The following is a 23,830-nucleotide window of genomic DNA, read 5'->3' on the forward strand; positions in this document are numbered from 1 at the left end:
TTTAAATTGTAGAGAGTGTTAAGGGAGTTGAAAATAATGTCTAACAAACTTAGCCTGTACACCTTAGAGGCTGTACAGCATGATGAAGGGTCTGAGGAATCCGATTGGAATGAATATTATATTAAACTAAAGAAGTATTGTCATTTTCTTACCCAGAGTAAATGGGATGGGGACGATTTAGCGCAAGAGGCTCTGGTAAAGGCTATATCCTATTACAGCCAAGAGAGCATCACTCCCGCGTTATTAAATAAAATAGCCCACAATCAATGGATGGACACACTCCGTAAAAGAAAAAATGAACAATTCAGTAAGGAACAAATGCTTGAGGAGAACTATTCATCAGTGGGGGATGCTATTACTTTAGTGGATTTGTTACTTGACACCTTTACTCCACGGCAGGCAATCATTTTTCTTTTAAAAGAAGCGTTTCAATATCAATCGAAGGAGATCGCCGAAATATTAAATACGACAGATATGGCAGTAAAGGCGAGCCTTAATAGAGCAAAGAAACGTATCGAAAATAAACGGGAACCTTTTACTCCAGATTCATTTTGGGAAGAAGAGGAACGAGAACAGCTCTGGGACCTTTTTCATGATTCACTCGTTAATCAAGACCCAACAGTTCTAATTAAAGCTATACCATCCATTCAAAGTATGCTGGTTGTTCCTAAGGCAGTTTCCAGAAATACAATCCCATCCAAAGCTTCAGCTCCTTTAAGCACTCTCTGTATGGCTGCATAGCCCATTACATGCTTTTAAGGAGGATTTAGAAATGAGTACAATTCCATATGTTATTGAACAGTCAAACCGTGGTGAACGATCTTATGATATCTATTCCCGGCTATTAAAGGACCGTATTATTATAATTGGTGAAGAAATTAATGACCATACTGCGAATAGCGTTGTAGCGCAATTATTATTTTTAGCAGCCGACGCACCTGATAAAGAAATCTCTCTCTATATTAATAGTCCAGGCGGATCGACTTCAGCAGGTTTTGCCATCTTTGATACGATGCAATATATTAAGCCCGAGGTAAGAACAATTTGTACGGGAATGGCCGCTTCGTTTGGAGCCATGTTACTGTTGGCTGGAACGAAAGGAAAACGATATGCATTGCCAAATAGTGAAATCATGATTCATCAGCCGCTCGGAGGTGTAAGGGGGCAGGCGACAGAAATTGAAATCTCTGCAAAACGTATCTTAAAATTACGGGAACATATCAATCAAATTATTGCCGAAAGAACAGGGCAAAGTGTCGAAAAAGTAGCGAAAGATACCGACCGCGACTACTTTATGAGTGCAGAAGAAGCCAAAGAATATGGAATTATCGACGAGATTCTTTACCCTAAAGTATAAATCGGAAATGTATACCACAAAATAACAAGAAAAAGGTTAGCAAAAGTGCTGACCTTTTTTTATTGACACGTTTAGCAACATGAAATATAGTTAAACAGGTGAATAGTTTAACAGTTTAACTATTATTTATAAATCAGAAGTGAGGTGAGAAATGGACGATGGATAAAAAAACCATACAGGAATTAATCGACCGCTATGTGTCCGTTTCTTTTGAAGTTAATAAAAAAGCAGAATCTTTAATTAAAAGTCAGATAGAAGAAGATTTGACAATTGATCAACACTATATTATCGGTTACATCAAAAACACAAAAGAATGCACATCGTCTGAACTGGCAGAGGCCTTTGAGGTCAATAAAAGTGCGATTACCGCTATCATCAATCGATTAGCGGACAAAGGTCTAATTGAAAGAACACGTGATGAAAATGACCGAAGAGTTGTATATCTAACCTTAAGTGATAAAGGACAAGAGCTGATTCAAAAAACACAAGAAAAGGTACACCTGTTAGTCGAGTCATTAATCACCCAATTTGATGAAGCTGAAATTACTAATTTTATTAATACGTATGAAAAATTAGCCCAAATATTAACCAACATGAAAAAGGAAGAACTGGGGGAGTAAAACGTGAGAGCGATTATTAAAGGAAAATGGTTTGTCCTTCTAGCATGGATCGCCATCATAGCTGTTCTCTTTATGTCTGCACCAAATATGGAACAGCTTGTCCGGGAAAAAGGACAAATAAGCGTTCCGGAAGGCTATTCTTCCACCTTAGCAGAGGAAATTTTAAACGATGTCCAGTCTAGTGAAAACAGCGGAAATGAGTTACAAACAGCATTAGTCTTCCATAGTGACAAGAAGTTAACAGAAGAGGACTTTTCAAAGGCAGAAAAAGCGATTAAACAGCTTGAAAAGAATAAGAGTGAACTGGGCATAACCTCGATTTTAACTCATTTTAATCAAGAAGAATTGAAGGAACAGCTTGTATCTGAGGATGGTAAAACGATTCTTGTTTCCTTAAATGTAGCAGCAAATGACCGTGAAGCAAAAGAAATCACGAAGTCATTGTATAATGCACTGGATAATGTGGAACTAGACCACTATTACACAGGCAACTGGCTAATTTCTGAGGACCTTGTAACCAACTCGCAAGAAGGTCTAAAGAAGACCGAAGGAATTACGGTGGCGTTTATTTTAATTGTGCTATTGCTTGTGTTTAGATCAGCCATTGCTCCCATTATTCCGTTAGTAACGGTTGGATTCAGCTACTTAGCTGCCCAATCCATTGTAGCTATTTTAGTAGATAAAGTGAACTTCCCATTATCAACCTTTACACAAATCTTTTTAGTTGCTGTTTTATTTGGTATTGGAACGGACTATTGTATTTTACTGCTCAGCCGTTTTAAAGAAGAAATGTCTAAGAATGATAGTGTTGTAGAGGCAATTGTTATTACCTATCGAAATGCCGGAAAAACGGTATTTTTCAGCGGATTAGCCGTGATGATTGGTTTTGCCTCAATCGGTTTTTCAACCTTTGTACTTTACCAATCAGCCGCTGCCGTAGCAATTGGAGTAGCGTTATTATTAGTGGGTCTGTTTACCATTGTTCCGTTTTTTATGGCTGTGCTAGGTAAGAAATTATTCTGGCCATCAAAGGGTAAGCTTGAGCATGGGGAAAGTAAATTTTGGGGCTTTGTCGGCAGCTTTGCTTTAGCACGCCCTTTAATCGCGCTGCTTATTGTAGCGGCAATTTCAGTTCCAGCATTATTCACCTATGATGGAGATTTGTCGTTTAACTCTTTAGAAGAAATTGGTGATGAGTTTAATTCCATACAAGGATTTAATATTATTGCTGATGGTTTCGGCCCTGGTGAATCCATGCCTACACAAATTGTCATTAAAAATGATGATGAACTAAATACGTCTGAATATATTGCACTTACAGAAAAAATCAGCCAAGAGCTAAATAAAATCAGTGATGTTGACACAGTTCGTTCGGTTACCCGTCCGACTGGAGAAACAATTGACGATTTATATATTTCCGAGCAAGTAAAAAGCCTTGAGGATGGTTTGGGTCAAGGGAATGACGGAATTGAACAGATTAGCAGCGGTCTTGCCGATGCCGGCAGCCAGCTCGCAGCCAATCAGCCTAAAATGAATGATGCTGTCGATGGAATCAGTCAATTGATTAACGGAACAACCAAGCTCCAGACCGGCATGGGAACCATTCAAGAAAATCTTTCAAAAATTGAAGATGGATTAAAGAAAGGTGCAGCTGGAACCACTCAAGTAAAAGAAGGTCTAGCAGTTATCAAGACAAAATCTGCCGAAGTTTTGGCAGGCAGCAAACAGCTTCTTGATGGGTACAAACAGGCAGCCGAGGGATTAACTGTACTTGAAGGAAACTATGAAAAAGTTGCTCAGGGCTTAAGTGATTTAAATACTTCCTTAACTGCAGCAAGTCAATATTTTGCTAATTTAGAAAGTGATTATAGTGATATTGAGCAAAATCAAAGTTATCAAGCGATTAAAATGACCATTCAAGGATCTCAAGTGGCCACAGCAGAACTAGCAGGAAGCATGAATCAACTGAATGCAGGATTAAAAGGCGCTCAGCAAGGAATTAGCTTTGCTAACGGTAAATTCTCAGAGGCGATTGCAGGTCAGGAAGCACTTGTAAAGGGTATGGAGGATCTTCTAAAAGGTTTAACAGTGATTGAATCAGGACTTTACACGATGGGAGATGGCCAAGGACAAATTGTTGATAGTTTGCCTCAATTTTCAAATGGTCTAAATGGATTAAATAGTGGTCAGCAGCAAATCTTAACAGGCTTTAAGGATATGAGCGGTCAAATTACGCAGCTTTCAGATGGGCTAACCCAAAGTGCGGATGGCTTAAATCAAGTCTCTGATGGTCTGGAGTCTGCACAAGAGTACCTAGCTGGAGTATCAGAACAGGAGCACAATGGCTTCTTTATTCCACAAGAGGTACTTGATGGTAAAGACTTTGAGCAAGTATTAGACACATATATGTCAAAAAATCGAAAAGTAATGACCATTGATGTGGTCTTCAATAAGAACCCATATTCAAATGAAGCTCTTCAAACAGTTCCAGAAATTAAGGAAACAGTGGAACGAATTATAAAGGATACGAAGCTTGAAAATGCAGAAATAGCGGTAGGCGGGGTATCAAGTATGCACCATGACCTCGATAATATTTCACAGGCTGACTATTCTCGAACAGTAGTGCTCATGCTGATTGGGATTACGATTATTCTAATCATTCTGTTCCGTTCTTTCATTATGCCTTTATACTTGATTGGCTCACTAATCTTAACGTATTTTACTTCAATGGCACTTGCGGAAGTATTATTTGTAAATATTCTAGGGTATTCAGGTATCAGCTGGGCAGTTCCATTTTTCGCGTTTGTTATATTAATTGCACTCGGAATTGACTACAGTATTTTCTTAATGGACAGATTTAATGAGTTTAAATATATGCCAGTAGAACAAGCGATTCTCATTTCAATGAAGAAAATGGGCACAGTTATCATCTCTGCAGCAGTCATTTTAGGTGGTACTTTTGCTGCCATGATGCCGGCTGGTGTTTTATCATTGCTACAAATTGCAGCCATTCTATTAATCGGACTTTCACTCTATGCGCTAGTGATTTTGCCGTTATTTGTTCCAGTCATGGTCAAAACCTTTGGAGAGGCAAACTATTGGCCGTTTAAAAAGAATAGCGATACCGTTGTTTATGACCAGTCAACACATATGTAAAAAAGAAGCACGCTGATATTCTCAGCGTGCTTTCTCTATCTACTCAACTATAATTGTCCCTTTAAACATATTCATCCCACAAGTAAAAGTATATTCTCCTGCTTTGTCAGGGGTAAAGGTTAATTTTGTTGTCCCGGCCTTAAGATTTACACTATTTAAATTGAAATCCGGCATCATAAACGTTGAAAAACAGCTATTGTCACCTGGATTGGTAATGTTTAATTGTACAGGTACACCTTTTTTCACTTTAATCACATTTGGTGAATAGCCAGTCGGTGTTACCATCATGTCTATTCTAGGGTTCGTTTCACCCGTAATATCTAGTTCTGTTTTTGTTGGAGCAGTACTGGCCTCCCGTGTTTGTGCTTTGGCCTCGCCAGGAATTTTAACCAAATCACTGCTGTATAAAAATAAAAATAAGGCAATCAGGACTAATCCCGCTGAAAAAATATTAAACGGTGAAATTCCTTGCGTATCAAGCGAAAGTTTACCATTTGTATCAACGATGATAAATACAATAACAAGACCGAGAATAATAACAAACAAGCCTAGTAATATCCCAAGCATAATCGTTGGGTTATCAAACTGAAGGATGGCTCCTAAAAGGGCACCGATAATTCCACTTATAATACCAGAAACAGATCCGCTTAAAATCGCCAATATCCCAACCGGCTGACCTGCAATAAAGCCTAAGACAAAACCGATTAAGGCAGCTAAGCCAACAGGGAAAAATAATTCTCCCGAAAGAATGCCGCTGATATACCCAGACAAAAGTCCTCCCATCATTGTCAGGACGATAACGACAATTGTCCCTGAAAGGTTGGCTAGCTTATTTTTCTTCCGATGCAGCAGGAAAATGGAATATCCAGTCAATAAACTCATGATAATTATTGTGAAAATCGATAATATAAACATGTGACAATCTCCTCTAACTATTAATAAACAACATATGTACATTATAAATGGATTAATAGAAATAAAGATTGTCATTTTTGTGGTGTTTATGAACGTTTAATGAAAACTAAGAGGAAGTTAAAAAAGACGAGAGTAACATCATTTGGATTTATTGTTGTTTTCATTTTCAATGGTGTTTTTATAGATTCTTTTTAGAGCTTCATTTTGCATTTTCATAAGGTCAAGTAAGCAGCGTTTTTCCTCTTCTTCCTGATCGAACTCTTTCTTTTCTTCACTTTTCAAGGTTATCACCTCATCCCACCTTATTGTAACCGAAATTCATCTAAGAAATAACGGTTTTTGATCGGAACAGAATATTTTTCCATAATAGTATTTGACATTTGTGTATTAGAAATATATAATTTTTTCAAAAATACTATTTGAAACTGTGATGAGGATCAGTAAATTGTAGGTGTCTTACAAAGAGAGGAAACCATTGGTGGAAGGTTTCTTAAGACATACAGTTGAACCTGCCTCGGAGTTCTGTATCGGATCCTTTTGAAGATACATGCGGATAAAATCCGTTATCATGTCGAGAGTATAAAGCATTGCTTTATAAATTTAGGGTGGTATCGCCAGGTCTTGGTCCCTTTTTTGGGGCCAAGGCCTTTTTATATTTTAGGCTGTGTTAAAACGTAATATTGATATTGGCACCTGTTGATTTGCGCGGAAGGCACGAAGACTCCTGCAGGAGGACGGGACAGGGGAGACCCCGCAGACGCTTTAGCGTCGAGGAGGCTTCCCGAACCGCCTGCGGAAAGCGAAGTGCCTGGAGCGCAAATCAACAGTCCAGTCTAACACAGCCATATTTAAAAAAATAATGAGGTGTCAACATGGCTAAGGAATTTGTAAAAGATGTAACCAGCATGGACGAGGATTTCGCCCAATGGTATACCGATGTCGTAACAAAAGCAGACTTAATTGATTATTCAAGTGTACGCGGATCAATGATTATCCGCCCTTATGGATATGCGCTTTGGGATAATATAAAAAACGAACTAGACCGCCGTATTAAAGAAACAGGGCATGAAAACGTCTATATGCCGTTATTTATACCTGAAAGCTTACTGCAAAAAGAAAAAGATCATGTCGAAGGCTTTGCACCTGAGGTGGCATGGGTTACACATGGTGGTTCTGAAGAGCTTGCAGAGCGTCTAGTCGTACGACCAACATCTGAAGTACTATTCTGTGAGCATTATAGCAATATCATTCATTCCTATAGAGACTTACCAAAGCTATATAACCAATGGGCAAACGTGGTCCGCTGGGAAAAAACAACTCGTCCTTTCTTACGGACATTAGAGTTTTTATGGCAGGAAGGCCATACTGCCCATGCTACTGATGAAGATGCAATGGAAGAAACTATCAAAATGCTCAATGTATATGCGGCGATTTGTGAAGAGATTCTTGCGATTCCAGTAGTTAAAGGTCAGAAAACAGAAAAAGAAAAATTCGCAGGTGCAAAAGCTACTTTTACCATTGAAAGCTTAATGCATGATGGTAAAGCACTGCAGTCAGGTACATCCCACCATTTTGGTACAGGTTTTGCGGAAGCTTTCAATATCCAATATACCGATAAAGAAGGAAAACTTCAGTATGTACACCAAACATCATGGGGCTTTACAACAAGAATCATTGGTGCGCTAATTATGGTTCATGGTGACGACCGAGGTCTCGTGATTCCTCCAAAAGCGGCACCAACTCAGGTTATGATCGTGCCAATCGCACAGCATAAAGAAGGCGTACTTGATTTTGCGTATGATTTGAAGAAGACTCTTTCAAATGTTGCCCGCGTAGATATTGACGCTAGCGATAAAAAGCCAGGATGGAAATTCAATGAATACGAAATGAAGGGGATTCCAGTTCGTTTAGAAGTGGGACCAAAAGATATTGAAAATAAGCAAGTTGTGTTAGTTAGAAGGGATACATTAGAAAAAGTATTTGTTCCACTAGATGAATTAGAAACAAAGCTTGTGGAATTACTTGATGATATCCAAGCTAACTTATATTACAAAGCTTTGACGCATCGTGAAGAGAGAACCTCTGTGGCAACGACGCTTCCTGAATTAAAGGAAAAGCTTGAAGCAAAACCAGGTTTCATAAAAGCTATGTGGTGCGGAGAGCTTGCGTGTGAAGAAAAAATCAAAGAAGAAACAACCGCAACTTCAAGATGTATTCCATTTGAGCAAGAACAGGTTTCTGAAACTTGCGTATGCTGTGGAAAAGAAGCGGACAAAATGGTTTATTGGGCAAAGGCGTACTAATAAGATTGTGGAGACTCTTCCTTTTTGGAAGGGTCTTTTTATATTTGACCATCATGAAGCCCAAATTCAAAGAGAAATCGAAAAAACGGGCTTCATGATGGGTTTATGAAGCCCAAAATAGAAAAAGAATGTTATAGGAAAGTACATATCAAATAATCCTTACTTTTATTCAGTATAGTATAATTATGGAAGTAGTAAATTTTGAAAGGGGATTCACCATGGCAAATATTAGTTTATTGAAAAAGACAGCAGGAGTTATTTTAGAAAAGAAAAAACTTACGAACGTAACAGCTAGAGTAGGTTTAATTTTAGACATTTCAGGCTCCATGAGAACACTTTATAAGAACGGAACAGTACAAAAAGTAGTAGAGAGGATATTAGCTGTCGCCAGTCAATTTGATGATGATGGTGCACTTGATGTTTGGGTTTATGATAATGAATTTTCACGATTAAAGTCAGTAACGGAAATAGATTTTGGAAACTATGTGAATGAGTATATATTAAGTAACGATATGATTCATAAATTTGGCAGAAATGATGAACCGCCAGTAATGGAAGATGTAGTTCATAAATATACGATCGAACAGCCAGCAAAAGAGCCAACATTTATTGTGTTTATTAACGATGGAGGCTGTAAAAAAACCATAAAAAAACCAATTGTTGAATCTTCTACTAAACCAATCTTTTGGCAGTTTGTTGGTATCGGTGATTCTAACTTTGATGTGCTTGAAAAATTAGACACTATGGAGGGACGATTCATAGACAATGCTAATTTCTTTCATATTAAAGAGATTGAAAAAGTTTCAGACGAAGAATTGTATAACAATCTCCTAAATGAATTTCCTAGCTGGCTTAACGAAGCTAAAACCAAGGGGATCCTTTAATTTGCAATACTAAGTATAGGCAAAATATTTTTTAAAGGGGGAGAAAAAATGAATCCAATTTTACTAGAGTTCCCAGAAGAATTCGAGTCAGAAAGATTATTAATTCGTAAACCGCTGCCAGGTGATGGAATAGCTGTCTATGATGCTGTTCAGGCTTCTTTGAATGAATTAAAAAAATGGATGCCTTGGGCTCATAAAACTCAAACGGTCGAAGATATGGAAGCGAACATGCGGGATGCACATGCTAAGTTTTTAACACGAGAAGATTTACGATTGCACCTATATAAAAAAGATACAGGTGAATTTATCGGCTCTTCCGGCTTACATAGAATTAAATGGGAGATTCCAAGATTTGAGATCGGGTATTGGATTGATACACGCCATCAAGGCAAAGGGTATATGACGGAAGCAGCAGAGGCAATAACCAATTTTGCTTTTAAGGAGCTTAAAGCTAAGCGAGTTGAAATCCGATGTGACTTTAATAACTTAAGAAGTAAGGCGATCCCTCAAAGATTAGGATTCACATTAGATGGCATATTAAAAAACTATTCTATTTCAGTCGATGGCAAAGATCTAGTAGATGAATGTGTCTATTCAAAAACAATTTAATCAAAGAATCAAAGAGTACCTTCATTTATTGTGAGGTACTCATTTTTATGTGGCTGTGTGAAAGTCGGGATTTCTATTCTGGTTAAAATGAACCAAATTTTATGATGTGTGATTTGCATCACTTACTCCAAGTGTGATTTTTCATATAATCACTATATAAACAGTGACAAACACAAAAACACTACATAGGAGTGATAGTTTTGTTAGATCGCAATACAATCGAAATCATCAAATCAACAGTACCAGTATTAGAAAAACACGGAGAAACCATTACAACACGTTTTTATCAGTTAATGTTTGGAAATCACCCAGAACTATTAAATATCTTCAACCATGCAAATCAAAAACAAGGAAGACAACAAAAAGCACTTGCTGGTACCGTCTATGCGGCTGCTCAATATATTGATAATCTTGAAGCCATTCTTCCAGTCGTGAAACAAATTGCGCACAAACATAGAAGTCTTGGCATTAAACCTGAGCATTATCCGATTGTAGGAAAACACCTATTATTAGCCATTAAAGATGTGTTAGGAGACGCAGCTACAGATGAAATTATTAATGCTTGGGCTGAGGCTTATGGAGTAATCGCAGACGTCTTTATTAGTGTGGAAGCTGAAATGTATGAAGAAGCTGAAAAACAAAAAGGCGGTTGGGAAGATTTCCGCAGTTTTGTAGTTGACCGCAAAGTAAAAGAAAGTGATGTTATTACATCCTTTTACCTAAAACCTGCAGACAACAAAGAAATAGCTCATTTCCTTCCAGGTCAGTATATCAGTATTAAACTTGAAATCGCTGATGAGGAGTATACACATATTCGACAATACAGTCTATCAGACGCACCTGGTAAAGATTATTACCGTATTAGCGTTAAACGTGAAGCAGGTACAGCGAACCCTGATGGAATGGTTTCAAATTATCTTCATGACACAGTTAAAGAGGGAGAAATCTTAAATGTAAGTGCACCAGCAGGGGATTTTGTTCTCGATACTGAAAAAAATACACCAGTTGTGTTATTAAGCGGTGGGGTTGGGTTAACTCCAATGTTGAGCATGTTAAAAACAGTGGTTGAAGTCCAGCCGCAAAGAAATGTAACATTTATTCACGCAGCAGCCAATGGTAATGTTCATGCGTTAAGAGAGGAAGTTGAATCATTAACAGCTCTTGATAATGTAAAATCATATTTCTTTTATGATTCGCCAACAGAAGAAGACCGTAAGAACCATAGCTTCGATGTGGAAGGATATGTGACTCAGGACTGGCTTGCTAAGAATATTCCTACTGTCGACGCAGACTTCTATTTCTGCGGCCCTGTACCATTCATGAAATCAATCAATACTTCTTTACGGAATTTAGGAGTTGCGGAAGAGAGAATTCACTTTGAATTTTTTGGACCAAAAGGCAGTTTAGAAGAGAGTGTGACGAAAGAACCGGTTTCCGTTTAGGAAATCGGTTTTTTCTGTGCCCAAAAGTTTGATTCATCCAGTAATTATGATTAAATAAAAGGTAGAAATAGCCAGAAAGGATGAAGCTATGTGAATAAAAACGTCATAAAATTTGTAACCATGATATCAGTATTTTTTTGCCTCCTCTGGCTGGCAGGACTAGGATGGGCTGTAACTGAATATTATGCAGGCAAGCCTGATAAAATCCAAGAGAAAACCAATGTAGAAAAAAAAGAAGATAAAAAAGATGGCATGCATATTGTTGCCATAGGTGATTCCCTAACAAGAGGAACAGGTGATGAAACAGGAAAAGGGTATGTAGGTTTTCTTCTAGATGAAATAAAGGAAAAATCAAAGAAGGACGTTAGACTGACGAATTTAGGTATAAGCGGTCAACGGTCTGACCAGCTCAAGCAGCAAATTCAGCAAACGGAAGTGAAACGTCAGCTGCAAAGTGCAGATATGATTTTAGTAACAATGGGCGGCAATGATTTGTTTAGAGGCGGACAAGGGTTACTGGAGTTTGAGGAAGCTGGCATTGCCGATATTGAGAAAAAGTTCTTGGAGAATATGAGATTTATTTTTCAACAGATTCGTGCTAGCAATAGTGAAGCAAATGTATTTTTTATCGGATTATATAATCCCTTTATTGAGTTAGAGCAGGGGAAAGAAATGTCTGCAGTCGTTCGTCACTGGAATTACCAGAGTGCAGAATTAAGTGCAGCTTTTCCAAAAATCGTCTTTGTACCGACATTTGATCTTTTTGAGTTGAAGGTAAATGATTACCTTTATTCTGACAAGTTTCATCCGAATACTAAAGGGTACCGTTTAATTGCTGAACGAGTGGCTTCATTGCTAACCTGGTAAGGAGACCGGCCATATGGAGAATATTACGTTATCTGTACATAATTTAAAAAAGGTAATTGGGAAAAAAGAAATCATTAAAGGTATAAGTTTTGAGTTAAAGGAAGGGGAGGTATTCGGTTTCTTAGGCCCTAATGGTGCTGGGAAAACGACAACGATCCGAATGCTGGTAGGATTAATTAAACCGACATCCGGGAGTATTCAAATTGGCGGCTTTAATATTGTCGATCACTTTGAGGAAGCAATGAGACACCTCGGCTGTATTGTTGAAAACCCAGAATTATATCCGTACCTATCAGGTTATGACAATCTCCTCCATTTTGCACATATGCTAGATGGTATTGGTGAAGAGCGAATCAACGAGGTGACCCAGCTTGTGGGTCTAAGAGATCGAATTCATGATAAAGTTAAAACCTATTCCTTAGGGATGAGGCAAAGACTCGGGATTGCACAGGCCCTATTAGGCAGACCTAAAGTTTTAATCCTTGATGAACCTACGAATGGGTTAGACCCTGCGGGAATCAGAGAAATGCGGGAATTTATCCGGTTTCTAGCGGAAGAGGAAGGACTAAGCGTTCTGGTTTCGAGCCATCTATTAAGCGAGATCCAATTATTGTGTGATCGAGTGGCGATTATTTCTAGAGGGACTGTAATTACAACCGATACAGTCGATAACTTGCTATCGAATCGCGAACGGATCATTTGGCGCTTTCATCCGCTTGAAAAAGGCAAAGAACTGTTACGTTCCATCACATCCATTGAAGAAAGAACGGATGGTACAGTATCGACGGAATATGATGAAATCAAGACTTCGGAGTGGAATAAAATGCTCGTGGAAGCAGGCGTTTCCGTAACTGAAATGTATCGAAAAATGCCAGTATTAGAAGATTTGTTCCTCGAACTAACCGGGGGTGACTCCATTGAATAAACTCATTCAAAATGAAATGATGAAACTGATTGCAAAAAAAAGACTAGTGGTTATAGCGATTATCATTGGTATTTTGGTCGCATTATTCACCTATGCACAATTTAAAGAGACTGAACGGCAAAGAGAAAAGTTAGGGACCGATGATTGGCGTACTATCATACAACAAACAATCATTGATCAGCAAAACCGTATCAGCAGCCCTCGGATTTCTGACGAGTGGAAACAACAGCTCCAAATAGCGTTACAGCAAAATCAGTATTACCTTGATCATGATATAAATCCTTCAGAGCCGGGTGCTCCTACGTTTATGAGGATTTTTTTAGAGAATTCGATTGAACTGTTTATCCCTTTGATGGTGATGGTTATTGCTAGTGATATCGTATCTTCTGAGCATAGTCAAGGCTCTATTAAGCTGTTGTTAACGAGACCAGTTAAGAGATGGAAAGTCCTTCTGAGTAAGTACATTACTCTTATTCTTGCCATCTCGTTAATTGTTGCGATTGCCGGCCTGCTATCCTATAGTATTTCGGGGCTGGTTTTTGGTTACAAAGGCTGGGGAGCACCAGTATTGACGGGCTTTAGTGTGAGTGATGGAGGTCTAAATACTGCAAGTGTGAAACTAATCGATCAATGGCAGTTTTTATTAATGGATTTTGGACTTGTTTGGCTAGTGGCCATCGTCGTGGGAACACTCTCATTTATGTTATCTGTACTCATTCGAAGTACAGCAGCCGGTATGGGTGTTATGTTAGCTGCGCTTATTTCAGGAGCGATTCTTAGTAATATGGTTTCTTCTTGGGAGTCAGCTAAATATTTCTTTATGGTAAATTTAAAGTTAACAAACTACATGAATGGAAATCCACCTCCAATTGAAGGGATGACGCTATCATTTTCCATGATGGTTCTTCTCGTTTGGTGGGCTGCTGGATTATTTGTTTCCTTTTATGTATTTACTAAAAAGGATGTTTATTAATAAACGTAAAGAGAAATTTTATCATCGGTCATTAAGTGGGAATAGGAACAGAATTTCTCATTTATGACTCGGACATTGATGATACCCTTTGAATGTTACATTTTTATTATACTAGTCAGACATTTTATACTATGGAGGCAGAAGCCACACATTTGTAATATAATGGTGCAAAAAAAACCACCTTTCACATTGAAAGGTGGTTCTGCCGCCTGACATTGGGGGATATCGGCAGCGGTTTAAGATTGGGATGTTCTATTCAATTGGCAGAAAGGGAGGGAATCCTTACTCCATTTGTTCCATTACATTACTGATTAGCTGTCATCTTCACGGGTTCTTTACTAAATCCAAAGTGTTGTTTAATGATAAGTGATGGACCGCCAAGGTTTAATAGATAGCGAGCCTCAATAACCTGTTTCATAAATGCACCAAATAAACCAGAAAGTCTAAAATTACCTACTTTCCCTACAGCAGCAAAGTTTCCAATAGACGCGACAGAACCTTTATGATGATATTCAAAAGCCTTTAAATTTTCTCTTCGAAGGGCAGCAGCAATATTTTTTGCACACACATCGGCTTCCTGCAGGGCAACTTGTGCTGTTGGCGGCAGTGCATTTTTTTCATCCTTCATGAATAGTGAGCAGTCACCAATACTAAAGATGTTTTTCATACCCCTCACACGGAGATATGAATCAACTGGGAGTTTACCTTTTACAACCGGCAAACCACAGTTCTGAACGATTGGATTGCCTTTGACACCACATGACCAAATTAAGGTACGTGTCGGAATCTCGATATTATTTTCAAGTACCACTTTCTCAGGAGTGCACTCTAATATTTTCGTAGACATATACATATTGATATTAAACTTCTCTAAAACGTCAGTTGTATATTGGATAGATTCCTTAGGGAAAAACGGAATAACGGATGGAGCAGCCTCGACAGCAACAATTTTCACTTCTTCGAAGGGTACATCATACTTTTTACAAAGTTTTGGCAGTCCTTCAGCCAGTTCACCCAGCATCTCCACTCCTGTAAATCCGCCGCCAGCTACAACAAAGGTAAGGCGTGATGGATCTTTGTCCTCTTTATATTGCGTTAACTGTCTTACGATTTGATTATAAATGGCTTTCGTACTTCTGAAGCTTCGGATAGCGAAGGCATGTTCTTTAATGCCAGGGATTCCGAAGTTTTCAATATCAAAACCTAATGCAATTAAGAGATAGTCATATTCTACACTAACACCATCTTCAAGATTCACTACTTGTTTATTTACATCAACACCAGTTACATTGCCCTTGATAAAATTTGTTTTTTGTTGATTAATCAATTCTGGAATTTCCATAGCAATTTGACGGTCGGCGGCAGTACCAGCCCCAGTTTTATGTAGCTGTGTCGTAATATAATGGTATGCATGTTTATTGATTAAAGTAACGTCTGCTTCACCTGATTTTAGAAGTTTCTCAAGCTTCTTACTAGTGATGATACCGCCATATCCAGCCCCTAAGATTACGATTTTTGGCTTGTTCATTTTAATCTCTCTCCCAACATTAAATAAACTATCTACGATTTTTATTGTGAAACAATTCACATTGGAGTAGAAAAAACATAGAGCACTCTGCTCATATTTATTGTGAAGTGTTTCACATATCTTCTATATTCATAGCATACGATACCTTCTAATATTAAACAAGTGGGTGATTCCATCAAAATTTGTCGAATTGGTAAATTTTTTTCTACATACGGGGAATGATAATTTCGTGCAAATTTAATGATTGGTTAAATTTTGAACGAATATAGCAAAGAAAGAAGGAGATTTAATTGAAATTTAGATTGTTGATAATGGTGTTAGGATTGTTACTCGCCATGCCTGGTTTTACATCTGCCAATGTTCAAACACCAAATGATAGTGAGAAACATGCTGAAAAAAGACCAGCTCCCGATTCACAGGATAAACAAGAAGACAAGGAAGCAGAAGAGTGTGATTGTGAAAAACAAGAGCATAGTCACAAACACTGGCAAGCAAAAATGGCTGAGCGTGAACAAAAACTGCTAGCATGGGTAGATCAATATACGCCGGATAAAAAAGCAGAATGGACAAAGGTTTTAGCGGAAAAAAAAGAATTAAGAAATAAATGGCTAAGTCCAGAAAATGCACAGAAGCGTGAAGAGTGGAAGCAACAAAAGATGGCCAAAATTCAGGAGCTAAAAAAACAATTAGACGAAGGAAAAATCACTAAAGAGGAATTTGTTGAAAAGGCTCATGGCGGCAAGGCGATGGGGAATTGGAAAACTTTCCATGATCTAAAAGCTGCAGTTGACGCGAAAAATGATAAACAGTCTGCAGAGCTATTGAATCAATTGCTTGAACAATCTAAACAACATAACGAAAAAATAAAAACGATGTTAGCCGAATAATCTTAAAAAACAAGACACCAAAACCATTCATGGCTTTGGTGTCTTTTCAATTTCCTCAACATTCACAAGGATATAATCTTTATAATACACGATTAACTCATTTTTTGAGTGGGCTGCTTTTTGAATCACGCTTTGGTTTCGACAAAAAAGAGGAATTTCTATGGAGCCGTTATGGAAAATCATAAAAGTAAAATCATTAGATAAAGGTGATTCTTCATTTCGAATCATAATGAACCTACCTTTAAATGAGGAGAGATTTAAGATATTTTCTTTTTCTGCTTTGCTCGCTTGATCAAGAAATTTGTAATTTAAATGTTGAAAAAGATCTTTTAAAAAAATCAGCAATGCAATAAAACCAGAGAGTAACAATGCAGTCAAATGGGTTTCTGGAATGGCATGGGACGAAACGGAAATACCGAAAAATAAGAGGGCAGCAAATAAATGAAAGTACATTTAAAAACACCTTCTTTTTTGGAATGGAAAAGGAAGATAAGTGGAGGCGTGGTGTAATTGTCTATATTTTTAGAATACTATAAAAAACTGGCGTCGTAAATTTTAAACAATCCAAATAATAAATCCCTTTTAAAAAGACCAAGCAGGGGGAACATTTAAAAAGTAATGAAATAAAGGAGGGACTTTCCGATGGCTAGAAATCGATTTCTTATGACAACAGCTGCATTAGGGGCGGCCTATTTACTTAGAAATGAAAAGGCGAGAAAGAAGCTATTCAATCAATTTCAAGCATTTGCTGATAAATCACGGAGATAAAAAAGTGCAAGCTGGCTAACAGCTTGCACTTAGCAGATAAATTCAGGAGACAAAAAGTGCAAGTTGCCTAGCAGCTTGCATTTATTTTTTCAAATCAATTTTTTCTTTTTGGGCTTGTTTCAGATCCTCTTGAATTTCTTCTTTGATGTCATTTGTGATTCCTTCCGAGGCACGTTTGAATTCACGAATGGACTTACCGACAGCACGACCAATTTCAGGTAGTTTATTTGGACCAAAGATAATTAACGCAAGAACTAGGATTAAGATTAATCCGGGTACACCAATGTTGGAAAGCATATCGAAATCTCCTTTTTTAAATAACTAAATTAGACTGAACATAATGGTATAAAAGCTTGGCTGTATTTTCAATTGATGATTCATGTGTTCGTTCAAAAGCATGTGATGAATCGATCCCTGGACCAATTAAGCCGTGGACAATATCATGCCCGGAACGAATTGCTGCTGAGGCATCGGATCCATAGAATGGATAGATATCAAGTTTGTATTCAATATTGTTTTCTTCCGCAAGCCTTACTAAATTTTTACGGAGTGCGTAATGGTAAGGTCCGCTTGAATCCTTCACACAGATAGAAACTGTATATTCATCGGTTGATTGACCATCACCTATGGCGCCCATATCAACGGCTAAATACTCTACTGTTTCAGGAGTAATATTAGAGTTGCCGCCATATCCAATTTCCTCATTGTTTGAGATTAAGAAATGTGTAGTGTAAGGTAACTGAATGTTTTCATTTTTTACCTGTTTTATTAATTGTAAAAGAATCGCAACACTTGCTTTATCATCTAAATGCCGGGATTTAATAAATCCGCTTGGTGTAACTTCAACACGTGGATCAAAGGAAACGAAATCGCCAACCTGAATTCCTAGTGCTTTAACATCTTCTGCATTATGTACTTTTTCATCGATTCGGATTTCCATATTTTCTTGGCTGCGCTCTGCTTTTCCAGCGTCTTTATAAACATGGACGGAAGTTTGATGCATTAGAATTGTACCTGTAAATTTTTTTCCGCTGCTCGTTTCGATTTGGCAATACTCACCCTCGATCGAGTTATATTTAAACCCTCCGATTAAGTCAATTTTAAGTCTTCCGTTTGACTTAATCTCCTTTACCATGGCACCAAGTGTATCTACATGGGCAGTAAGCATGCGGTGCTGACTGGTATCCTTACCAGCTAATGTTGCAATAAGACCGCCTTTGCGGTTTCTTCTTGTTTCAACTTTTAGTTCAGCGAGGTATTTTTCTACATAAGAAATCACTTCACTGGTGTTTCCTGAAGGGCTTGGGATGGATACTAAATCAACAAGCAGTTTCATGGTTTCTTCTATGTTTTTTTTTGTCAAAGCGATATCCCCTTTCTGATTAACATTCTTTCCTATTATAACATCATAATTAAAAATCAATCTAAAAAACAAAACCTGTCAACTTTTTGGCTGGTGCTGCATAATTTTGTAAGTGATGGATTAATCGTTGATGTAACGGGAATAAAAGGGATGGATTCAAAATTATCATATAAATAACGGTTTATGGGGGAGAAAAATGACCAGACTCGAACTATATCACAAAAAGACTAAGCAATTTTCTTGGAAGGGACCATTTTTTTTCATTCTAACTTTTCTCATAGTTACAATGGGCTTCTTCGTGTTTCACTACTTTTATCAGAGTTCGATAAAAATTGAAGCACCGGAAGAAGACCTAGGTTCCAAAGTGGTGGTCCATCTGCCAGATGGAAAAAAGGTATTCACCTACGAAAATTACATTATTGAAAAGGATGGAAAGACTTACTATAAGGGCGAGCGGAACACAATAGATTTAACAGGCGGAACGGTTACGTATGAAAATTGGGAATGAACGACAAAAGACTGGGGGGACCTAGTCTTTTGTCGTTTTTTTTTTCAATTATAGCTTAAACCATCCTTTTTTCTTAAACCACAGAATTAATGAAAACCCAATAATGCCCATCAATAAAAGAGAAAAGGGGTAGCCATACTTCCATGATAATTCAGGCATGTGCTCAAAATTCATGCCAAAGATTCCTGCAATAAAGGTTAACGGGGCGAATATAGAAGTCATTATGGTGAGAACCTTCATGACATTATTTGTCTGGTGGGAATTTAAAGATAGATAGTTATCACGGATGTCTGCCGTGATTTCTCTGTTTGCCATCGTCATTTCCGAGAGTTTTAAAAGGTGGTCGTAAATGTCTGAAAAATATTCTTTTCGCTTAATAATGGTCACCAAATGCTGCGAGTTTAACATACGGTAGAGAAGATCACGCATGGGATTAATGGTATGCGTGAGGTTCAATAACATATAACGTGTTTCAAATAGTTTTTTGAGGAGATTGTTCATTGAATTATTTAATGTGTTATCTTCAATTTCATCTAATATGTCCTCAATTTTATAAATAATGGGAAAGTAATTATCCACGATTTTATCTAGAATTTCATAAAACACATGATGGGTAGTGAAATTCTTATTGTCTTTTTGGGAGCTTAACCTTCCCATAACCTGAGAGACCTCAATAGAAGGCATTAGGTGGAAAGTAACAATAAAATTTTCACCAACAAAAAAGTCCAGTTCTTCTTTTATAACTTCCTTTTCGACCTCTCGAACAATATGGGTTATAAAAAATGTGTAGTCATCATAATAATCCAGCTTAGGTCTTTGTGGTGATTTGTATAAACAATCTTCAATTGCCAGCGGATGGAAATGAAAAGTTTCCGATAAATGCTGAACCTCTTCATCCGTCGGTTCATTGAAATCTACCCAATACCATTTATATTTATCGAGATTTAAGTCATTAATTGAGAGTTGTTGTTCTATTTTGTTTTCTTTTGTAATACCTATTAAGCTCATCATAATAAAACATCCTTCGTTATAATAAATCAATATAGATAATCATAACGATAATCGACGTTTTTTTCAAAAATGTACTGTTAGCATTTTTGGAATGGGTGGTTTTCTTTGGGTATAAAATACAGAACATGGACAATATTAATATTTTATATATCAATGGAACCCAAATAGACATTCCTGGGATGGAATGCCTGCTTTGGTTCTATACAGTTTGTTCTGATTTTTTACGCATTGACTGCGGGATATATACGCAGAATGGTTCACTTTCCATATAGTCACCTGTTACTGCATAGGTTCTTGAACGCGAACCGCCGCAGATTTTGTTGAATTCACAGACACCGCATTTACCCTTATAGTTATCTGGCTGCCTTAGTTCTTTAAATACTTTTGCTTCACGGTAGATTTCAGCTAAAGGAGTTTCCCGAATATTCCCGCCGACAATAGGAAGTAAGCCGCTCGGCATTACATCACCAATATGATTAACGAATACAAAGCCATTTCCGTCATTTACACCTTTTGGTGCACGTTTTAAGCCATCATGCATCGAAGCAAAATCAGTTGTGATCGAATCTTCGTAGCGGATTTCACCTTTTTCGATTAATTGGTCACGAGCTTTTTCTTGTAAAACGACACGACGATAATGCTGAGCAGCCGTTGTTTTAATATCATACGGAGCGGTTTTGCTCAGCTGGTATAACCAACGGAAAACTTTTTCGTGCTCTGCAGGTGTGATACACGCATCCATTTGACCGCGTCCTGTTGGAACGAGTAAGAATATGTACCACATGACCGCACCAAGTTCTTCTACTAATTTAGACATTTGTTCAAGATGGTCATAATTATAACGAGAGATAACCGTATTGATTTGTAAAGGCATGCCCAATTCATTTAAATACTTAATTTTTTCAATTGTTAAATCAAAGGAACCTGGCACTCCACGGAATTTGTCGTGAATTTCTGCAGTTGGTGCGTCAAGACTTAAGCCCCAGCGTGAAAGACCTACTTCCTTTGCGCGTTGCATTTTTTCCTTTGTAACATTCGGAGTGGCACTAGGAGTCATACTAACGCGCATTCCTTTTTTTACTGCATAGTCAGCTAGTTCAAAAAGGTCTTCTCGCATCATACAATCTCCACCTGAGAATACAAGCATCGGATTATCCATTTCATAGATTTGATCGATTAAGTTTATGCCCTCTTCATGTGTTAATTCACGAGGATCTGGGGTCAGCTGGGCATCAGCTCGGCAGTGGACACATTTTAGCTGGCATGCTCTTGTTACTTCCCAAATGACAATAAACGGATTAACGTCATAATCAATTTTTTTCATTCCATGGGGGTGCCCCATTGCATGTGGATGTCCTTTACTTATTCCTTGCATACATATCACCAAAATTCATAATATTTTTTAAACAAATTAAAAATCATAAAAAATGTTTCTATAGGTTAATTATAAATTTGTCCTATCATTGTGCATGAAAGGATTGTTACAATATTTCGTAAGGTTTGTTACAAAATTTCTACATTTCTATTTCAAAAAAGTACCAAACTACTAAAATGTTTTATGTTTTTAATAGATAAGGTGATGGGAAAACCTTGGCTTATAAGGGCTGAAAGCATTTCTAGGGTTTGTTACTAGAGGGCTTTCATTTCCTTAGAAGGGATATATTTCCTGTATACCCATATGTTGAGGATATAAATATATAGGTGCTCTCCTTTATGATATTTTTATCAACGAATAAAGGAGTGCAACCATGAAAAAACATTTACTGACAGTCGCGGCAGCTGCAGGCATTTTGTTTACATCATTTGGTGGATCTGTAAGTGCACATGAAAATGTCTATACAGTTAAATCAGGGGATACGCTTTGGAGAATTTCACAAAATAATAGTGTTTCAGTTTCAGATTTAAAAGCTTGGAATAATCTTACTAGTGATAGTATTTATGTAAATCAAAAACTATCATTATTAGCACCTCATGCGCATGTTTCTACCTACACAGTTCAACAAGGGGATACACTTTGGGGCATTTCCACACGTCATAATCTAACCGTTGCACAGTTAAAATCACTTAATAACATGATCAGTGATACGATTTATGTTGGACAAGTTCTTACAGTTTCCGGTACAGCTGCTGTACCAACTCCAACACCTATTTCTACTGTTTCAAAAGCGCAAATGGTGATTGCAGAAGCGAAGAAATATATTGGCACTCCTTACCTATGGGGCGGAAATACTCCAGCTGGTTTTGATTGCAGCGGCTTCTCAAAATACGTTTTTGAAAAAGTAGGAATCTCACTTCCGAGAACAGCAGCAACACAGTTTTCAGGACTTAAAGCAGTCAGCAATCCAAGCCCTGGTGACCTCGTGTTCTTTACCACTTATGCACCCGGTCCGTCCCACTTAGGTATTTATATTGGCGATAACAAATTCATCCATGCTGGTTCATCAACAGGAGTAACCATTACCGATATGAATAATCCATATTGGAAACCAAGATACCTAGGAGCAAGAACAGCATTTTAATAAGGCAAACAAAGACCTTTATCAAACCGATAAGGGTCTTTTATTTGTTCAGGAAAAATCTGAAAATTTATAGTTTATGTAGAGGGCTTTAACGATTATACTTAAGAAGAGTAAATTAGATTAGGAGAAATCAATGTTTAAAAGATTCCTAAGCATTTCACTATTAATAATGGTCATTGCCATTGGCTTTTTACAAAAAGATGAATTACTGACATTAATCAAAGATGGTGGAATCCTTTCTATATTCATCAGCATGCTGCTAGTAGCCATATGTGTCTTTTTTCCTGTCATACCGTTTCCTGTCCTTGCAGGCGTCATCGGCGGTGTTTTTGGAACAACTCTAGGAGTAATCGTTTCTTTGACAGGGGCCATGGCTGGAACAATGGGTTTCTTCTTTTTAAGCAGGTACGGATTCCGAGATTATGCGCAATCTAAATTATTGAAATATCCCAAAGTACAGGAATATGAAGAGTTTCTAAATCGAAACTCATTTGTTGCAATTTTAATCTGCCGTTTGATACCTATCATCCCGGCACCTGTTGTCAACATCATCTGTGGTTTAAGTAAGGTGAATTGGTTAACGTTTTTTACTTCTTCTACGATTGGGAAAACCCCAAACATCCTGATATTATCCTATGCAGGTGCTTCTTTTAGCAGCAATAGGTTATTATCTTTTGGATTATACGGTGGGTATATTCTCCTTATTTTGATCATTAACTTTATCATTATGTATCGTAAGATGGCAAAGAAAACAGGTGACTAAACAATGTATTTTACTGGAAGCTCTTTTTCTTCAATCGTAATAACTTCTTTAAAGAAGCTTTTTAAAATAAACCATCGTGCTGGATAGGTATTAATAAAATCTTCCATTACGAAAGGAGAGTATTGAATTAAGCAATCAAGATAATTTCTATGCTTTTTTAGATCATGCAATAGTGCATGCGGAATCGTGTAGTAGTCATAAATTTGGTAAGGATTTAACTTCACCACTTCAATATTATGTTGTTGAATGTAAGGCAATATAGATTGTTCTTGAAGTTTAAAGCTTTCTTCCTTCGAAAGGCCATTTAAACTAATCCTATCATTGATAAAATAGATTCCCTTCATACCATGGCACCTCTTTCTGCTCGTGTTTGGTATTGTTATTGACAGGGAGAGAAGGAAGTATACTTCATTAACAATAAGATAGTAAATT

General features: G+C 37.5%; 25 protein-coding genes and 1 other annotated feature. Of the genes, 16 read left to right on the plus strand and 9 right to left on the minus strand.

Translation table 11 applies throughout. From position 1 onward, the window contains the following. The first annotated feature begins 36 nt into the window (after positions 1–36). The 4 genes from QNH29_RS12165 to QNH29_RS12180 all read left to right on the plus strand — a co-directional run bounded on the left by QNH29_RS12165 (position 37) and on the right by QNH29_RS12180 (position 5,133). Complete coding sequence (locus QNH29_RS12165; RefSeq protein ID WP_283865017.1) at positions 37–741, plus strand: sigma-70 family RNA polymerase sigma factor; 705 nt, start codon at positions 37–39, stop codon at positions 739–741. A 31-nt stretch (positions 742–772) separates the two neighbouring features. Continuing rightward, complete coding sequence (gene clpP, locus QNH29_RS12170; RefSeq protein ID WP_283865018.1) at positions 773–1,357, plus strand: ATP-dependent Clp endopeptidase proteolytic subunit ClpP; 585 nt, start codon at positions 773–775, stop codon at positions 1,355–1,357. 158 nt (positions 1,358–1,515) lie between these two features. Further along, the gene (locus QNH29_RS12175) at positions 1,516–1,977 is read left to right on the plus strand and encodes a MarR family winged helix-turn-helix transcriptional regulator (RefSeq protein WP_283865019.1); all 462 of its coding nucleotides are present in this window, start codon (positions 1,516–1,518) and stop codon (positions 1,975–1,977) included. Positions 1,978–1,980: 3 nt separating this feature from the next. After that, complete coding sequence (locus QNH29_RS12180) at positions 1,981–5,133, plus strand: MMPL family transporter (protein ID WP_283865020.1); 3,153 nt, start codon at positions 1,981–1,983, stop codon at positions 5,131–5,133. A gap of 39 nt (positions 5,134–5,172) precedes the next feature. Here the strand turns inward: QNH29_RS12180 and QNH29_RS12185 are convergent, their stop codons facing one another. Next, the gene (locus QNH29_RS12185) at positions 5,173–6,048 is read right to left on the minus strand and encodes a cupredoxin domain-containing protein (RefSeq protein ID WP_283865021.1); all 876 of its coding nucleotides are present in this window, start codon (positions 6,046–6,048) and stop codon (positions 5,173–5,175) included. Between the two features lie 138 nt (positions 6,049–6,186). Continuing rightward, on the minus strand, positions 6,187–6,339 hold the full coding sequence (locus QNH29_RS12190; RefSeq protein ID WP_283865022.1) for a hypothetical protein: 153 nt from the start codon (positions 6,337–6,339) through the stop codon (positions 6,187–6,189). 127 nt (positions 6,340–6,466) lie between these two features. Next, positions 6,467–6,681: a binding site (T-box leader), on the plus strand. 239 nt (positions 6,682–6,920) lie between these two features. Between QNH29_RS12190 and proS the strand changes: the two genes are divergently transcribed. The 7 genes from proS to QNH29_RS12225 all read left to right on the plus strand — a co-directional run bounded on the left by proS (position 6,921) and on the right by QNH29_RS12225 (position 14,051). Then, entirely contained in the window at positions 6,921–8,351 is a 1,431-nt protein-coding gene (proS, locus tag QNH29_RS12195; protein ID WP_283865023.1) for a proline--tRNA ligase, read from the plus strand. 218 nt (positions 8,352–8,569) lie between these two features. After that, positions 8,570–9,235 carry a vWA domain-containing protein gene (locus QNH29_RS12200; protein ID WP_283865024.1) on the plus strand — a complete coding sequence of 222 codons (666 nt, stop codon included), beginning with the start codon at positions 8,570–8,572 and terminating at the stop codon, positions 9,233–9,235. A 48-nt stretch (positions 9,236–9,283) separates the two neighbouring features. Beyond that, the gene (locus QNH29_RS12205) at positions 9,284–9,844 is read left to right on the plus strand and encodes a GNAT family N-acetyltransferase (RefSeq protein WP_283865025.1); all 561 of its coding nucleotides are present in this window, start codon (positions 9,284–9,286) and stop codon (positions 9,842–9,844) included. A 200-nt stretch (positions 9,845–10,044) separates the two neighbouring features. Further along, positions 10,045–11,286: an NO-inducible flavohemoprotein gene (gene hmpA, locus QNH29_RS12210; RefSeq protein WP_283865026.1), complete on the plus strand. Its 1,242-nt coding sequence runs from the start codon at positions 10,045–10,047 to the stop codon at positions 11,284–11,286. 90 nt (positions 11,287–11,376) lie between these two features. Further along, the gene (locus QNH29_RS12215; RefSeq protein WP_283865027.1) at positions 11,377–12,153 is read left to right on the plus strand and encodes an SGNH/GDSL hydrolase family protein; all 777 of its coding nucleotides are present in this window, start codon (positions 11,377–11,379) and stop codon (positions 12,151–12,153) included. 13 nt (positions 12,154–12,166) lie between these two features. After that, entirely contained in the window at positions 12,167–13,078 is a 912-nt protein-coding gene (locus QNH29_RS12220; protein ID WP_283865028.1) for an ABC transporter ATP-binding protein, read from the plus strand. Next, entirely contained in the window at positions 13,071–14,051 is a 981-nt protein-coding gene (locus QNH29_RS12225; RefSeq protein ID WP_283865029.1) for an ABC transporter permease, read from the plus strand. Before QNH29_RS12220 ends, QNH29_RS12225 begins: the two co-directional genes overlap by 8 nt. 304 nt (positions 14,052–14,355) lie before the next feature. On the opposite strand, the gene QNH29_RS12230 is transcribed toward QNH29_RS12225, so the two are convergent. After that, on the minus strand, positions 14,356–15,579 hold the full coding sequence (locus QNH29_RS12230) for an NAD(P)/FAD-dependent oxidoreductase (RefSeq protein WP_283865030.1): 1,224 nt from the start codon (positions 15,577–15,579) through the stop codon (positions 14,356–14,358). Positions 15,580–15,869: 290 nt separating this feature from the next. Between QNH29_RS12230 and QNH29_RS12235 the strand changes: the two genes are divergently transcribed. After that, positions 15,870–16,466 (plus strand): hypothetical protein, encoded by a 597-nt coding sequence (locus tag QNH29_RS12235; protein ID WP_283865031.1) that lies wholly within the window; start codon positions 15,870–15,872, stop codon positions 16,464–16,466. Between the two features lie 27 nt (positions 16,467–16,493). Here QNH29_RS12235 and QNH29_RS12240 read toward each other — a convergent pair whose 3' ends face one another. Continuing rightward, positions 16,494–16,919, minus strand: a complete 426-nt coding sequence (locus QNH29_RS12240; protein ID WP_283865032.1) for a hypothetical protein — start codon at positions 16,917–16,919, stop codon at positions 16,494–16,496. A gap of 189 nt (positions 16,920–17,108) precedes the next feature. Here QNH29_RS12240 and QNH29_RS12245 point away from each other — a divergent pair, with 189 nt between their 5' ends. Beyond that, on the plus strand, positions 17,109–17,234 hold the full coding sequence (locus QNH29_RS12245; RefSeq protein ID WP_283865033.1) for a hypothetical protein: 126 nt from the start codon (positions 17,109–17,111) through the stop codon (positions 17,232–17,234). A gap of 81 nt (positions 17,235–17,315) precedes the next feature. Here QNH29_RS12245 and tatA read toward each other — a convergent pair whose 3' ends face one another. Together tatA and QNH29_RS12255 are read right to left on the minus strand one after the other, a co-directional pair. Then, positions 17,316–17,531, minus strand: a complete 216-nt coding sequence (gene tatA / locus QNH29_RS12250; protein WP_283865034.1) for a twin-arginine translocase TatA/TatE family subunit — start codon at positions 17,529–17,531, stop codon at positions 17,316–17,318. A gap of 16 nt (positions 17,532–17,547) precedes the next feature. Beyond that, the gene (locus QNH29_RS12255; RefSeq protein WP_283865620.1) at positions 17,548–18,570 is read right to left on the minus strand and encodes a M42 family metallopeptidase; all 1,023 of its coding nucleotides are present in this window, start codon (positions 18,568–18,570) and stop codon (positions 17,548–17,550) included. A 223-nt stretch (positions 18,571–18,793) separates the two neighbouring features. On the opposite strand from QNH29_RS12255, the gene QNH29_RS12260 reads away from it, so the two are divergent. Then, positions 18,794–19,105: a hypothetical protein gene (locus QNH29_RS12260; protein WP_283865035.1), complete on the plus strand. Its 312-nt coding sequence runs from the start codon at positions 18,794–18,796 to the stop codon at positions 19,103–19,105. A gap of 48 nt (positions 19,106–19,153) precedes the next feature. On the opposite strand, the gene corA is transcribed toward QNH29_RS12260, so the two are convergent. Beyond that, a complete protein-coding gene (gene corA / locus QNH29_RS12265) occupies positions 19,154–20,116 on the minus strand; it encodes a magnesium/cobalt transporter CorA (protein WP_283865036.1) in 963 nt (320 codons plus the stop codon). 199 nt (positions 20,117–20,315) lie between these two features. Beyond that, a complete protein-coding gene (locus tag QNH29_RS12270) occupies positions 20,316–21,458 on the minus strand; it encodes a TIGR04053 family radical SAM/SPASM domain-containing protein (RefSeq protein WP_481858827.1) in 1,143 nt (380 codons plus the stop codon). A 406-nt stretch (positions 21,459–21,864) separates the two neighbouring features. Between QNH29_RS12270 and QNH29_RS12275 the strand changes: the two genes are divergently transcribed. Together QNH29_RS12275 and QNH29_RS12280 are read left to right on the plus strand one after the other, a co-directional pair. Then, positions 21,865–22,635 carry a C40 family peptidase gene (locus QNH29_RS12275; RefSeq protein ID WP_283865038.1) on the plus strand — a complete coding sequence of 257 codons (771 nt, stop codon included), beginning with the start codon at positions 21,865–21,867 and terminating at the stop codon, positions 22,633–22,635. 133 nt (positions 22,636–22,768) lie between these two features. After that, positions 22,769–23,398 (plus strand): TVP38/TMEM64 family protein, encoded by a 630-nt coding sequence (locus QNH29_RS12280; protein ID WP_283865039.1) that lies wholly within the window; start codon positions 22,769–22,771, stop codon positions 23,396–23,398. Here QNH29_RS12280 and QNH29_RS12285 read toward each other — a convergent pair. Further along, entirely contained in the window at positions 23,395–23,742 is a 348-nt protein-coding gene (locus QNH29_RS12285; RefSeq protein ID WP_179599927.1) for a hypothetical protein, read from the minus strand. The two genes, QNH29_RS12280 and QNH29_RS12285, sit on opposite strands and share 4 nt — an antisense overlap. Positions 23,743–23,830: the final 88 nt, after the last annotated feature.

This window comes from Neobacillus sp. DY30 (genome assembly GCF_030123065.1).
Classification (GTDB): domain Bacteria; phylum Bacillota; class Bacilli; order Bacillales; family Cytobacillaceae; genus Neobacillus.